Here is a 12,901-nt window from a genome sequence, read left to right as displayed (position 1 = left end):
ACCGCGGGCCCGTCGAATCTCGCCTCGACGGGCCCACATGGCGTCTTAAACCGATCTGGCCGGCAAAGCGGAGGTCTCGACGTCGCTCAGACTTCGGCCTCCCGCGCGATCGCGGACGGCACCCGGAGGTTGAAGTGCGGGGCCGGGTACAGCGGGGTGGGCTCGGCCGCGATCGCCTCGTTCAGGATGAACGGGGCCGGGCCGCGATGGACGCTCTGGGCGACGGCCTGGAAGCCCGCCCGGTCGAGGATCTCGCGGAACCGCCTCGCGGAGGCGTGGTGGACGTTCCCCTCGCGGTACGTCACGCAGACGTCGTAGATGAACCAGCCCCAGGGGGCGTCCCGGTAGCCGTCGATGAGGAGCAACCGGCCCCCGGGCTTGAGGACGCGGTGCATCTCGGCCGCCGCCCCCTCCTGATTCGGGTAGTGGTGGAAGCTGTTGGCGCAGGTGACGAAGTCGAACGACCCGGACGCGAAGGGGAGCCTCTCGCTGTCCCCCTGCACGGGGTGGACCGCTTCCGACAACGCCCGCCAGCGATGAGCCCCCTGCGTCAGCATGCCGGAGACGAGGTCGACCCCGACCACCCGCGACTCGGGCAAAGCCGTGCGGACCCGCGAGGCGAAGACCCCCGTGCCGCATCCCACGTCCAGGATCGAGATCGGCCGGCCCTCGGCGACCGCCCCGATCCGGCGGATCAAGGCGCGATGCGAGGGGCCGAAGAGGAGCCACTGCAGCACGCTGCGATCATAGCTCTCGCTCCAGCGGCCGAACTCCTCCGTCGCCTGCTTCTTGTCGTACGCCACCTCGGCCTCCCGCCGTGCCCGGCTCGTGTGCGAGTTGTTCGTCATCCCTGATGGGCGCCGGGCGGCCGACTCCCCGCCGGCCGCCTCGCGCTACGTGGCGCCCGGCGTTCTACCCCGGACCCGAAATCGCCGCAACCCGGAATCCTCGCCGGAAGCGACTCCGAACGTGACGGCGGCCCGCGAGTCAGGCTCGCTTGATCCCGGCCCACACGCCCGGTAAGATAAATTGTGCAGAATAAGGTGCGAAAAATCCTCGTCGGGCGAGGTCCCCTCCCGTGTCCAGGCCGGCCGTCTATCTCGACAACCACTCGACCACCAAGCCCGACCCCCGGGTGGTCGAGGCCATGATGCCTTATCTCACCGAGATTTACGGCAATGCGGCGAGCGTCTCCCACCGATTCGGCTGGGACGCCGCCGAGGCCCTGGATCGGGCCCGGGAGCAGGTCGCGACGGCCCTGGGGGCCGAGTCGCGCGAGATCGTCTTCACCTCAGGCGCGACCGAGTCCAACAACCTGGCGATCAAGGGGGCCCTGCCGGCGCTCCGGCGTCGCGGCGACCACCTGGTCGCGACGACCGTCGAGCACAAGTCGGTCCTGGACGTGGTCCAGAGGCTGGAGCGCGAGGAGCGCTGGAAGCTCACGCTCGTCCCTTGCGACGAGTTCGGACGCGTGGACGTCGAGGCCGTCCGCGAGGCCCTACGCCCCGAAACCGTACTCGTCTCGGTCATCGCGGCCAACAACGAGGTGGGGACGATCAACCCGATCCGGGAGATCGGCTCACTTTGTCACGACCGCGGCGTCCTCTTCCACACCGACGCCACCCAGGCGGTGGGGAAGCTCGACCTCGACGTTCGGGCGGACCACATCGACCTGCTGAGCCTCTCGGGCCATAAACTCTACGGACCCAAGGGCGTCGGCGTTCTGTACGTCCGTCGCCGCGATCCCCAGGTGCGGCTCCGGCCGTTGTTCGACGGCGGCGGCCATGAGCGTGGGCTGAGGAGCGGCACGCCGGCCGTCCCCTTGATCGTGGGGCTCGGCGTCGCACTGGAGTTGGCGATTCGCGAGAGGGAAACCGATCTGCCTCGGATCCGGGGGCTCCGCGATCGCCTGGAGGCGGGGATCCGCGAGCGTGTGAAGGACGTGACGCTCAACGGCCATCCGGCCGCACGGCTCGACGGAAACCTCAACCTCAGCTTCGCCTACGTTGACGGAGAGGCCCTCATGCTGGCGATGCGCGACGTGGCCGTCAGCTCGGGCGCGGCCTGCACCTCGGCCGAGCCCGAGCCCAGCCACGTCCTGCGGGCTATGGGCCGCGACGACGATTCGGCGCGGGCCAGCCTCCGGTTCGGCGTCGGTCGGTTCAACACCGCCGACGAGATCGATTTCGCCGTCGAGGCGGTGGCGAGGGCCGTGGCCGAGCTTCGGGTACACAGCGCCGCGTGGTCGGCTTCGACGCCTCGCGAGTTCGGCGAACAACATTGAAGTTGACTTCGTGGTATGATTCCCCATGCGGAACCATGCCGCTTCCGAGTGGTTTCCCAGACGTTCCGGGCGAGTCGAAAGATTAAAGGAGATCGTGCGATGGGCGTGACGCTGACCGAGAAGGCGGCCGACGAAGTCAAGAAGATCATCACCGACCAGAGCCTTCCCGAGGGGACCGTGCTCCGCATCGGCGTCCAGGGCGGCGGCTGCAGCGGCTTTTCCTACAGCCTGAACTTCGACACCGACACGAGCGAGCGCGACCGCGTCGCCGATTACTTCGGCGTCAAGCTCGCGATCGACAAGAAGTTCGACCCCTACCTCGACGGCACCGTCCTCGACTTCTACGACGGCCTGGAGAAGCGCGGGTTCGTCTTCAACAACCCCAACGTAGTCAAGAGCTGCGGCTGCGGCTCCTCGTTCCAGGTCTGATCGGAGCGGAACGGTCGGATCATGAATCGGAGCGGCGACGCGGGCGGGCCTCGGGCCCGCTCGCGTCATTTCCGGGCCTTCGTCCGGCCCGAGCTGCGATCACCAGCTCCAGCCTTCTCGGAGCGATCCGTCCACGACGCATCGGGCCGGCCATCGGCCCTGGTAGAGGTCGACGATGCATCGGGCGGCCGTCTCGGCCATCTCCTCGATCGCCAGGGCGTCGACGCCGCCGACGTGCGGCGTCAGGATCAGGTTCGGGGCGCCCAGCAGCGGACAGCTCGGTCCCGGCGGTTCCTGCTGGAAGACATCCACCCCGGCCCCGGCGAGGCGCCCCGAATCCAGGGCCGCACGGAGGTCGGCGTCGACCACGAGTCCGCCCCGAGCGGTGTTGATCAGGTACGCCCCCGGCTTCATCGCGGCCAGAAATCCGGCGTCGACCAGCCCCCGGGTCGCGTCGGTCAGCGGGACGTGCAAGCTGACCACGTCCGAGACGGCCAGCAGCTGCTCCGGCGTCACCCGAGCGATCTCGTGGCGGACGTCGAACTCGTTCGGCGGCGCGAGGTCGTGGGCCGCGACCCGCATCCCGAAGGCCCGCGCGCGTACCGCAACCGCGCGGGCGATCCGCCCCGATCCATACATCCCCAGCGTGCGTCCTCGGATCGGGACGCCCTCACGGCGCTCCCAGCCGCCGGCGTGGAGCACGCGGCTGTTCCGCTCGAGGTCGCGCGTCAGGGCGAGCAGCAGGGCGAAAACGTGCTCGGCGACGCTCTCGTGGTTCACCCCCGGCGTGATCGTGACCACGACCCCGCGTTCGCGCGCGGCGGCGAGGTCGATCCCATCGTGGCCGACGCCCGTCCTCGCCGCGACGCGGAGCCGCGGGGCGTGGTCCAGGACGTCGGCGGTCAGCCGTTCCACCCCGACGATCATGGCCTCGACGCGAGGGAGGGCCCGACGGAGTTCGTCGGCGGTCAAGGCGTTGCCTCCCTCGGCATCGACGGGGTCGAGGCCGGCCTCGATCAGGATGTCGCGGAATCGGCCGGCCCGGCCGCGGAGCATGGGCTGACAGATCAGGACGGAGGGCATGGCGGGAGCTCGTGACAGGGCGGGCGGCGCGGCCCGGGGGCGCCCCGGCCGGTGCGTGCCGTCTCTCTCGGCGTGGAGAGGGGGGCGTCGGCCGGGCGAATTCAAGTCTCCGGCCTGGAATCGTCGACGCTTAGTGGACCAGGATAACGATCTTCGAGATCAGAAGAAGAATGAGACTCTTCGGTACGGCGATCGCAACAACCTTGGGGCCGTCGCCGTCTGTTCAAGATCTGGACGCTCGGATATCTTCGTAATCGTGAGGTGGGACGCCCGAGGCGGTGCGAGCCCGGTCGCCTTCGACCTTTCCCGCGATCGGCCCCAGGAACGCAGACCTCAGGTCTCGGGTGGACGCAAGGCATGGGGGTTCTCAAGTTCAAGCTCCCCTCGAATGAGGCGGCCGGTCGACTGGCGAGCCAGCGTCGCGTGTACACGACGGGCCTCGATCGGACCCCGGGGCGACTGAGCCTGGACTTCCGCAACGGCCTGATGACCTGCACGAGCGACTCCAGCGAGAGCGGCCGACTGTTCACCCCCTGGCCGATCGCGGGTTTCGGCTCGCCCGTCGTCGGCACCGCGACCCTGGGCGAACGTCCCGGCCCCTACGTCCTCGCCCTGGAACTGGCCCGAGGTCGGCTGAACGACGTCCGCAATCAGGCGGCCGACTGGACCCAACTCGGCCTCCGCACCGACTCGTCGCTCGGCGACCTGCTGCGGACCTCGCGTCGCGCTTTCGTCCGCGCGGCGCTCGCCGCCGACGACCCCGTCGCCTGCTCCGCGGCGGCCCAGGAGAGCCTGGAGGCGTCGAGCCGGGCCGGCGACCTGCTGACCGAGACCTACACCGCCCAAGTGCTCCAGAACCGGCTGGCGGTCTCCGGCCGGCTGGCGACCGGCCTGGGCTGCGTCCTGCCCGGCGACCCCGATAAGGCGGGCGGGCCGTCGAAGCTCATCGCCGGGCTGAACACGGGCCAGGCCGCGGCCTCCTGGCGCGAGACGGCCCCTTCCGAGGGGAAGTATCGCTGGGACCTGCTCGACGCCCAGGTCGCCTGGTGTCGCAAGCACCGCCTGAACGTCGAGGCCGGCCCGCTGATCGAATTCCGCGCCGGGACCTTCCCGGACTGGATCTGGCTCTGGGACGGCGACGTCGACACGATCAGCAGCTTCGTCGCCGATTACGTCCGCCAGGTCGTGACCCGCTACAAGGGCAAGGTGGGGGTCTGGCACGTGGCCGGCCGGCCGGCCGGCCACGAAGTCCTCGGGCTCGGCGAGGAAGACCAGATCCGCATCACCGCCCGTGCGCTGCAGGTCGCCCGCCAGGCCGACCCCGCGGCCCAACTCTGCCTGGACGTCGACCGTCCCTGGATGGAATGGATGAGCACGAGCCGGTTCCAGCTCGGCCCGCTCCACCTGTGCGACTACCTGATCCGCTCCGACGTGGGGATTTCGAGCATCGGCCTGGAGATCGCCCCGGGCTACTCGAACCCCGGCGGCGACGCCCGCGACCTGTTCGATTTCTCGCGACTCCTCGACCTGTATTCGCTGCTGAACGTCCCGCTGAACGTCACGCTCGTCGCGCCTTCGTCCGCCGCCCCGGACCCGCAGGCCGACCCCAACGTCAAGGTCGAGACCTGGCAATGGCCCGAGCCGCCGACCGAGGCCTCGCAGGCCGACTGGGCCGCGCGTTGGGCCTCGCTGGCGATCGCCAAGCCCTTCGTGCGGGCCGTAAACTGGCTCCAGCCCTCGGATGCAACGCCCCACCTCTACCCCCATGGCGGGCTCCATCGTCTCGACGGCTCGCCCAAGCCGGCCGCGGCCCGGCTCCGCACGCTCCGAGACGACCTCCTGACGTGAGCCTCCTCCCAGAGCCCCCGACAATCCGGTCGGGCCCACGGAATCGGCTCCGATTGGGTTCGTTCGCGAGCCCATGATCCGCCTTAACCGTATTACGTGAAACCGTTTGCGCACCGGCGGGATTGGCTTCGTTCGGCGCTTTTCCCCCATAAGTCGCGTGTCCCGGTCGGCCGCGTCGCCCGATCCCGCGCGCAACAGCCCTTACCTGGACGATGTACCGGAACCGAAGTCGGGGAGGGGAAAATCCGGAGATGCTGAGGATCGCACCGGGAGACCGGTCGGAGGGTCGAAAACGCGTTGCCAGGCGGACTTCGAGGCGGTATAGTGGTCGATTCGCGACCTCCTCCGCCCGTGGACCCGACGAGTCATGTTCGACGACCTGCAAAAGCGCCTCTCCTCTGCCTTCAAGCGGTTCCGCGTCAGCGGCGTCTTGACCGAGGCCAACATGAAGGAAGGCCTGCGCGAGGTGCGCACGGCCCTGCTGGAAGCCGACGTGAATTTCAACGTCGTCCAGGACTTCATGGCGCGCATCCAGGAGCAGGCGGTCGGCGCCGAGGTCATCAAGAAGGTCCGGCCCGAGCAGCAGCTCGTCAAGATCGTCCACGACGAGATGATCGCGACGATGGGCCCGTCCGACCCGACGATCCGGTTCGAGAAGACCGGGCCGACCGTCATCATGCTCTGCGGCCTCCAGGGGTCGGGCAAGACGACCACCTCGGGCAAGCTGGCGCGACTCCTGCTCTCGCAGGAACGGCGGCCGATGCTCGTCGCGGCCGACCTCCAGCGGCCGGCGGCCGTCGAGCAGCTCAAGGTCGTGGGCGAGCAGGTGGGCGTCCCCGTCTTCTCCGAGGTCGGGGTCGACCCGGTCAAGCTCTGCCAGAACGCCGTGATCGAGGCCAACCGCAAGGGCTGCGACACGATCATCCTGGACACCGCCGGCCGGCTCCACGTCGACGACGAGCTGATGGCGGAGCTGGTCCAGATCGAGAAGAAGGTCCGGCCCCACCACGTCTACTTCGTTTGCGACGCGATGACCGGCCAGGACGCCGTCGCGTCGGCCGCCGCGTTCAACAAGGCCCTGGAGCTGGACGGCGTCATCCTCACCAAGCTCGACGGCGACGCCCGCGGCGGCGCCGCGCTCTCGGTCCGCAAGGTGACCGGCGTCCCCGTCAAGTTCGTCGGCAAGGGGGAGAAGCTCGACAAGCTCGAGCCCTTCGACCCGGAGCGGCTCGTCGGCCAGATGCTGGGCATGGGCGACATCGTCGGCCTCGTCGAGGCCGCGCAGGCCACGGTCGACGCCGAGGAAGCCCGGATCCAGCAAGAGAAGATGGCGAAGGGGAAGTTCGACCTTGAGGACTTCCGCAAGCAGATCATCCAGATCAAGAAGATGGGCTCGGTCCAGGACGTGATGGGGATGTTCCCCGGCATGGGCCAGATGACCGAGAGCCTGGGGAACATCGACGCCGACTCCGAGATCCGCCGGATCCAGGGCATCATCGACAGCATGACCCCCCGCGAGCGGAGCCGGCCCGACCTGATCGACATCGGCCGCCGCCGCCGGATCGCCGCCGGGGCCGGCGTCGAGCCGTCGGACGTCTCCGGGCTGGTCAAGCAGTTCGACGCGATGGCCTCGTTCGTCAAGCAGATGTCGCAGATGAGCATGCTCGACAAGATCAAGGCCATGACAGGCCTGGGTCGGGCCGCGGCCAGCAACCCGATGGCCAAGCTGATGACCCCCAAGGTCGGCACCGGCAAGCGGCTCTCCCCCAAGGAGCGCGAGAAGCTCCGCAAGCAACGCGAGAAGGAAGACCGCAAGAAGCGTCGCGAGCAGCGCGACCAACCCGGGGCCTGAGCCGAAACGGCCCGAAGGCCCCGCCCCCCCCGCACACGAGGAAGCAACCCGCCCCGGCCCGCCCTTGCCGACTTCGAGCACGGCGACCCCCGGGGCACATCCCGCAGGACCCTGCATCACCCGACCCCGCCCCTCGCCGGCCGTTCCGGCGGGGCCCGTTCGGGCGACCTTTGGATTTTCGAGAGGAGACCGCGAGTGGTTCGTATCCGCATGAAGTCGATGGGACGCAGGCACAGGCCGTTCTTCCGGATCTGCGCCATGGACGCCCGCAGCCCGCGCGACGGCCGCTCGATCGAGGAGCTGGGCCACTACGACCCGATGTCGCGGAACCCCGAGACCCAGACGGTCCTGAACGCCGACCGCATCCGCTACTGGCTGAGCGTCGGCGCGCAGCCCTCGGACAAGGTCGCGGCGATCCTCCGCCGGCACAAGGTGGTGAAGCCGGCCCCGGGCGAGCCGTGGGCCCAGCCCAAGCCCGTCGTGACGCCCGAGCCGGCCGCCGAGGCCGCCCCGCAAGCCTCCGCCTCCTGACCCCCGAAACGGGCCGGACCATGCCACCCGCCTCGCCTCCGCCGCTCCGGATCGACGTCCTCACGCTCTTCCCCGGCCTGTTCGAGGGATTCCTGCGCGAGAGCATCGTCGGCCGGGCGCTCGCCAAGGATCTCGTCGAGATCCGGTTGTGGGACATCCGCGACTGGGCCGAGGGAAGGCACAAGCAGGTGGACGACCGGCCGTTCGGGGGAGGCCCCGGGATGGTGCTGATGGCCCCCCCCGTGGTCGCCGCGGTCGAGGCCGTCCGGGCCGCCGCCGAGCCGCCGGGCGAGCTGATCGTCCTCTCCCCCCAGGGGAGGAGGTTCGACCAGTCCCGGGCCGCCGAGCTGGCCGGAACCGGGCGTCTGACGCTGGTATGCGGGAGGTACGAGGGGTTCGACGAGCGGATCATCGAGGTCCTCGAGCCCGAGCTGCTGTCCGTCGGGGACTTCGTCCTCTCGGGCGGCGAGCCGGCCGCGATGATCGTGATCGACGCGGTCGTCCGCCTGGTCCCCGGGGTCCTCGGCGACGCCGAGAGCGCCGTCGACGAATCCTTCGGGCCCGACGGCGGACTGGAATACCCCCACTACACCCGCCCCCGCGAGTTCCGCGGGCTGGCCGTCCCGGAAGTCCTGCTGAGCGGAGACCACTCGGCCATCGCCCGCTGGCGTCGCGAGCACCGTCGCTGACCGACGCCCCCGAGCCGAGACGATCGCGAAACACCCACAACGAAGAAAGCACGTCGCACGCCGGCCCGCCGGATGGGCCGCTCGAAAGGTCACAGTCATGCAGAATCGATTCCTCACCGCGGTCGAGCAGGGCAGCATGAAAGAGAAGCTGCCCAAGTTCGAGATCGGCGACACGGTGGACGTCCACGTCCGCATCCTGGAAGGCGACAAGGAGCGCATCCAGATCTTCAACGGCGTGGTGATCGCCCGCTCCGGCGGCGGCACCCGCGAGATGTTCGTCGTCCGCCGGATCGTCCAGGGCGAGGGCGTGGAGCGGAAGTTCCCGATCCACTCGCCCCGGATCGCCGACATCGTCGTCAAGCGGTCGGGCAAGGTCCGCCGGGCCAAGCTCTACTTCCTCCGCGAGCGCTCGGGCAAGGCCGTCCGCCTCAAGGAGCGCTTCAACACCGGTGCCGCGCTGGCCGACGCCAAGGCCGCCAAGGCCGAGCGCAAGGCCGCCAAGGTGGCCGCCAAGGCCGCCAAGGCCGACGCCAAGGCCGCCGCGAAGGCCGAAGCCGGCAAGTGACCTGACCCCCGCGCCGCGGCCGTCCCACCCCGGGCGGCCGCGGCGATCCCCCTCGAATCGGAGACCCACGCCGCGATGCCCGAGCGCGTCGTCCTGGCCATGAGCGGAGGAGTCGACAGCTCCGTCGCCGCCCAATTGCTGAAGGCCGACGGTTACGACGTCGTGGGCCTCTTCATGCGCACCGGCTCGCACGGCGAGTCGGAGGAGCGTCGCGCCAAGACCTGCTGCAGCGTGGCCGACGCGCTCGACGCCCGTCGCGTCGCCGACCGACTGGACGTGCCGTTCTACGTCCTCGACTTCGAGGAGGATTTCGGCCGGATCCAGGACTACTTCGCCGACGAGTACCTGGCGGGGAGGACCCCCAACCCCTGCGTGATGTGCAACATCTGGCTCAAGTTCGGCCGGCTCTGGGAGTACGGCAAGCAGGTCGGGGCCGACTACGTCGCCACCGGCCACTACGCTCGGATCGACCGGGCCCCCGACGGCTCCCCCCGCGTCGGCCGCGGCCGCGACCTCGACAAGGACCAGTCCTACGTCCTCTCCGGCCTCGCCCCCGAGCTGCTGGAGCGGATCAAGTTCCCGATCGGCGCGATGGCCAAGGCCGACGTCCGCGCCCTGGCGAAGGAGCACCGGCTCCCGGTCCACGACAAGCCCGAGAGCCAGGAGATCTGCTTCGTCCCCGACGACGACTACCTGGGGTTCGTGCGCGATCGCCGGCCCGACCGGGAGACGGCCGGGACCCTCGTCGACGAGCACGGCGCCGTGCTGGGCGAGCATTCCGGATTCGAGAAATTCACGATCGGCCAGCGCCGGGGCCTGGGCGTCGCCTTCGGCGAGCCCCGCTACGTCGTCCAGATCGAGCCGGCGACCAAGACGGTCACCGTGGGCCGGCGCGAGGCGCTCGCCCGCACGGGGCTCGAAGCCTCCCGGTTCAACTGGCAAGGTCCCGAGCCCGAAGGTCCCGCGCCCTGCCTGGCCCAGATCCGGGCGCGACACCGGGCCGTTCCCGCGACGGTCGAGCCGCTGGGGGAGGGCCGGGTCCGGGTCCGTTTCGAAGTCCCGCAGCCCGCCGTCGCCCCCGGGCAGGTCGTCACGCTCTACCAGGACGACCTCGTGTTGGGCGGGGGCTGGATCGATCGCGCCGTCGCCGACTGACCGCCTCTCGCCTCGCGTCGAAGGATGCACGCTCCGCATGAGCCGAATCAGCCTTATCGTCCCCGGGACCCGCGACGAGCCGTTCCGCAACGGCGAGCTGGCGACGTACCAGCGCCTGCTGCTCGAGCAGCCGGGGATCGACGGCGTCGAGGTCGTCTGGGCGGGAGCCGCGCCCGGTGAGCATGCGGTGCTGGGCCTGCACCCGCTCGTCCAGGTCGTCGACGAGGCCGCCACGCACGTCAGCCTGCTGCGGCGCGGGCTGATCGCCGCGACCGGGGACGTCCTGGTTATCCTCGACCCGACCCGCGAGTACGGCGCCGAGGCCGTGCTCGACGTCCTGGAGCCGATCCGATCGGGCGAGGCCGACGTCGTGGTGGGCGTGCCACGATCCACCCGCGGCCTGCTGAGCCGGGGGGGCGTGCGGGGGCGGACGCTGAGGATCCTGGGCCGGATGGCCCTGGGCACCTCGGACGGGCTCTCGGGGCTCGCCGCCCTCCACCGATCCGCGGTCCGATCGCTGGTGATGGAGAACCGACACGTCTCCGGCTCCCGCATCCTCCTGGACGTGCTGACCTGGTGCTCGGGGAGCCTGCTGGACGTGCCGGTGAACACCGGCCGCAACGACCAGCGACGGCTGGACGCGATCGGCCTGGACGACCTCCGGCAGCTCAAGCGGGTGCTCGACCATCGCTTCGGCACGCTCTCGCGGCTGGTCCAGTTCTGCCTGGTCGGCGCCTCCGGCATGTTCGTCGACCTGTCGCTCTACGCCATCTTCCAGTGGCTGTTCGCGATGGCCGGATTCGGGGCCCCGCACGACCCGTCGCAGGGGTTCGCCTGGCCGCTGTTCATCTCCGGCTCGCTCTCGATCTGGGCCGCGCTCACCTGGAACTTCCTGCTCAACCGCCGCCTCACGTTCAATGACATGCGGTCGGGCTCGATCCCCCGGCAGTATTTCACCTACGCCCTCGGGAACGCGTTGGGGATCGTGGTGAGCCTGACGCTGAGGCTCTGGCTGCCGAGCCGGATCGCGTTCTTCGCGAGCCACCGCCTCGCCGCGGCCGTGGTGGGGATCGTTGTAGCGACGGCCATCAGCTTCTCGATGTCGCGCTGGGTCGTCTTCCGCCGCCGCCCCGGAATCCCCGCCAGGCCTCCGGAAGAGTCGACCTCGGACGCGTCCGATCAGGAGACCGCGCTGGTCTGATCGGGATCGAGCCGGAGGTCCCCCGCCGGCCTCATCGCCGCCAGGGTCGCGAGGCGAAGGCCGCGATCAGGGCGATGGCCGGGGTGATGGGGGCGCGCATTCGCAGGTCGGTCCAGTAGAACGCGTGCACGGCCGTCAGGCCGAGGATCAGGCAAGGGGCGACGATCCCCGGCCAGCGTCGGAACGTCCGGGCGGCCAGCCCCAGGCCGAAAGCGAGCCAGAGCGGGGCCGTCCAGGCCAGCGTCAAGGCCCTCGCGCGGCCGCCGTAGACTCCCGCCGCGGGCGTCGGGCTCCAGAACGTCGCCACCCTGGCGAGGCAGGCGCGGGCGAAGGTCCAGGGATCGCGACGGGCCAGCGCGACGACCTCGTCCCGGAGGAGCCGATCCGCGGCCGGCTCGGGCATCCCGGCCGTGCGACGATTGACGGCCTCCCACCAGAGCTGTTGTTCCGGCCCCGTCCAGACCGTGCCGGGCGGGCCGTCGAGGACCTCGCGGTAGTAGACCTCGTTGTTCGCCAGGGCCAGCGTGTAGCCGCCGTGCGTGGTCGTCCAGACGAACTCGCCGAGGGCGAGCCGATTGCGGACCGCCCACGGCGTCAGGACGACCGCGAGGGCGAGGCCCAGGCCCAGGCCGCGCATCGTCCGCTCGCGCCGCGTCCCCGGCGAGACGAGCGCCGCGGCCAGGGCGGCCAGCCCCGCGCCGGGCAGGATGCTCGGCCGGCAGAGCGAGGCCAGGCCCAGCAGCAGGCCGCAGCCGGGGGAGGCCCAGCGGTCGTCGGACGCGGCCCTCGCCAGCGCCGCGGCGAGCAGGAACGCCGTCAGCGTCTCGGTCATCACGGAGCGAGCCTGCCAGACCAGGACCGGGTCGAGCGCCACGATCAGGCCGGCGATCATCGCCCGCAGCGGCGAGGCGCCGAGCCTTCTCGCGGCGAGCATCGTGCAGCCGGCGGTCCCCGCCCCCAGGGCCAGGTGGAGGATCGTCAGGCCGATCGCCGGCCGATCGCCCGAGGCGGCGACCAGCGGGGCGAGCACCAGGGGATACAGCGGCGGCCTGTACGCCGTCGCCCGGCCTCGCTGGGTCAGCCCCTCGCCGTCCGCCAGCGACCGGGCCAGGGGGAGGTAGTTGTCCGGGTCCTCGAACCGGGCCCCGGCGGCGGCGACGACCGCAAGCCGTGCGACGACCGCCGCCAGGAGCACCAGCGAGGCGAGCAGGGCGGGCGTCCACCGGTTGTCACGACTCATGGGGGGGCTTAATCTAGGATCACC

11 protein-coding genes and 1 pseudogene are annotated in these 12,901 nt (G+C 70.5%); 9 read left to right on the top strand and 3 right to left on the bottom strand.

Features of this window, described 5'->3' with window-relative positions:
* Positions 1–86 precede the first annotated feature (86 nt).
* Entirely contained in the window at positions 87–803 is a 717-nt protein-coding gene (locus G6O68_RS01935; protein ID WP_206107988.1) for a class I SAM-dependent methyltransferase, read from the bottom strand.
* 275 nt (positions 804–1,078) lie between these two features.
* Between G6O68_RS01935 and G6O68_RS01930 the strand changes: the two genes are divergently transcribed.
* Both G6O68_RS01930 and G6O68_RS01925 read left to right on the top strand, forming a co-directional pair.
* Positions 1,079–2,284 (top strand): cysteine desulfurase family protein, encoded by a 1,206-nt coding sequence (locus G6O68_RS01930; protein ID WP_165244200.1) that lies wholly within the window; start codon positions 1,079–1,081, stop codon positions 2,282–2,284.
* A 99-nt stretch (positions 2,285–2,383) separates the two neighbouring features.
* The gene (locus tag G6O68_RS01925; RefSeq protein ID WP_165244198.1) at positions 2,384–2,713 is read left to right on the top strand and encodes a HesB/IscA family protein; all 330 of its coding nucleotides are present in this window, start codon (positions 2,384–2,386) and stop codon (positions 2,711–2,713) included.
* Positions 2,714–2,812: 99 nt separating this feature from the next.
* Here G6O68_RS01925 and G6O68_RS01920 read toward each other — a convergent pair whose 3' ends face one another.
* Entirely contained in the window at positions 2,813–3,796 is a 984-nt protein-coding gene (locus tag G6O68_RS01920) for a phosphoglycerate dehydrogenase (RefSeq protein WP_165244196.1), read from the bottom strand.
* 357 nt (positions 3,797–4,153) lie between these two features.
* Here G6O68_RS01920 and G6O68_RS01915 point away from each other — a divergent pair, with 357 nt between their 5' ends.
* The 7 genes and pseudogenes from G6O68_RS01915 (at position 4,154) to G6O68_RS01885 (ending at position 11,637) form a co-directional block, all read left to right on the top strand.
* Complete coding sequence (locus tag G6O68_RS01915) at positions 4,154–5,644, top strand: endo-1,4-beta-xylanase (protein WP_165244194.1); 1,491 nt, start codon at positions 4,154–4,156, stop codon at positions 5,642–5,644.
* 367 nt (positions 5,645–6,011) lie between these two features.
* Positions 6,012–7,496 carry a signal recognition particle protein gene (gene ffh / locus G6O68_RS01910; RefSeq protein ID WP_165244192.1) on the top strand — a complete coding sequence of 495 codons (1,485 nt, stop codon included), beginning with the start codon at positions 6,012–6,014 and terminating at the stop codon, positions 7,494–7,496.
* 195 nt (positions 7,497–7,691) lie between these two features.
* Complete coding sequence (gene rpsP, locus G6O68_RS01905) at positions 7,692–8,027, top strand: 30S ribosomal protein S16 (protein WP_240910949.1); 336 nt, start codon at positions 7,692–7,694, stop codon at positions 8,025–8,027.
* 20 nt (positions 8,028–8,047) lie between these two features.
* The gene (gene trmD / locus G6O68_RS01900) at positions 8,048–8,716 is read left to right on the top strand and encodes a tRNA (guanosine(37)-N1)-methyltransferase TrmD (RefSeq protein ID WP_165244190.1); all 669 of its coding nucleotides are present in this window, start codon (positions 8,048–8,050) and stop codon (positions 8,714–8,716) included.
* 97 nt (positions 8,717–8,813) lie between these two features.
* A pseudogene (rplS, locus tag G6O68_RS01895) lies at positions 8,814–9,155 on the top strand (50S ribosomal protein L19); the annotation flags it as partial.
* Positions 9,156–9,356: 201 nt separating this feature from the next.
* The gene (gene mnmA, locus G6O68_RS01890) at positions 9,357–10,436 is read left to right on the top strand and encodes a tRNA 2-thiouridine(34) synthase MnmA (RefSeq protein WP_165244186.1); all 1,080 of its coding nucleotides are present in this window, start codon (positions 9,357–9,359) and stop codon (positions 10,434–10,436) included.
* 37 nt (positions 10,437–10,473) lie between these two features.
* The gene (locus G6O68_RS01885) at positions 10,474–11,637 is read left to right on the top strand and encodes a GtrA family protein (protein WP_165244184.1); all 1,164 of its coding nucleotides are present in this window, start codon (positions 10,474–10,476) and stop codon (positions 11,635–11,637) included.
* Between the two features lie 31 nt (positions 11,638–11,668).
* On the opposite strand, the gene G6O68_RS01880 is transcribed toward G6O68_RS01885, so the two are convergent.
* Positions 11,669–12,877, bottom strand: a complete 1,209-nt coding sequence (locus G6O68_RS01880) for a phospholipid carrier-dependent glycosyltransferase (protein WP_165244182.1) — start codon at positions 12,875–12,877, stop codon at positions 11,669–11,671.
* Positions 12,878–12,901 lie beyond the last annotated feature (24 nt).

The organism is Paludisphaera soli, from assembly GCF_011064595.1.
GTDB classification, from domain to species: Bacteria; Planctomycetota; Planctomycetia; order Isosphaerales; family Isosphaeraceae; genus Paludisphaera; species Paludisphaera soli.
The sequence above is the reverse complement of the archived record's forward strand: the minus strand, read 5'-3'. Positions and strand labels throughout refer to the sequence as shown.

Excerpts from the sequence above, each read along its gene's own strand:
- G6O68_RS01885 (WP_165244184.1), top strand. The coding sequence starts at position 10,474 with ATGAGCCGAATCAGCCTTATCGTCCCCGGGACCCGCGACGAGCCGTTC.
- ffh (WP_165244192.1), top strand. The coding sequence starts at position 6,012 with ATGTTCGACGACCTGCAAAAGCGCCTCTCCTCTGCCTTCAAGCGGTTC.
- G6O68_RS01925 (WP_165244198.1), top strand. The coding sequence starts at position 2,384 with ATGGGCGTGACGCTGACCGAGAAGGCGGCCGACGAAGTCAAGAAGATC.
- G6O68_RS01880 (WP_165244182.1), bottom strand. The coding sequence starts at position 12,877 with ATGAGTCGTGACAACCGGTGGACGCCCGCCCTGCTCGCCTCGCTGGTG.
- trmD (WP_165244190.1), top strand. The coding sequence starts at position 8,048 with ATGCCACCCGCCTCGCCTCCGCCGCTCCGGATCGACGTCCTCACGCTC.
- mnmA (WP_165244186.1), top strand. The coding sequence starts at position 9,357 with ATGCCCGAGCGCGTCGTCCTGGCCATGAGCGGAGGAGTCGACAGCTCC.
- G6O68_RS01915 (WP_165244194.1), top strand. The coding sequence starts at position 4,154 with ATGGGGGTTCTCAAGTTCAAGCTCCCCTCGAATGAGGCGGCCGGTCGA.
- G6O68_RS01920 (WP_165244196.1), bottom strand. The coding sequence starts at position 3,796 with ATGCCCTCCGTCCTGATCTGTCAGCCCATGCTCCGCGGCCGGGCCGGC.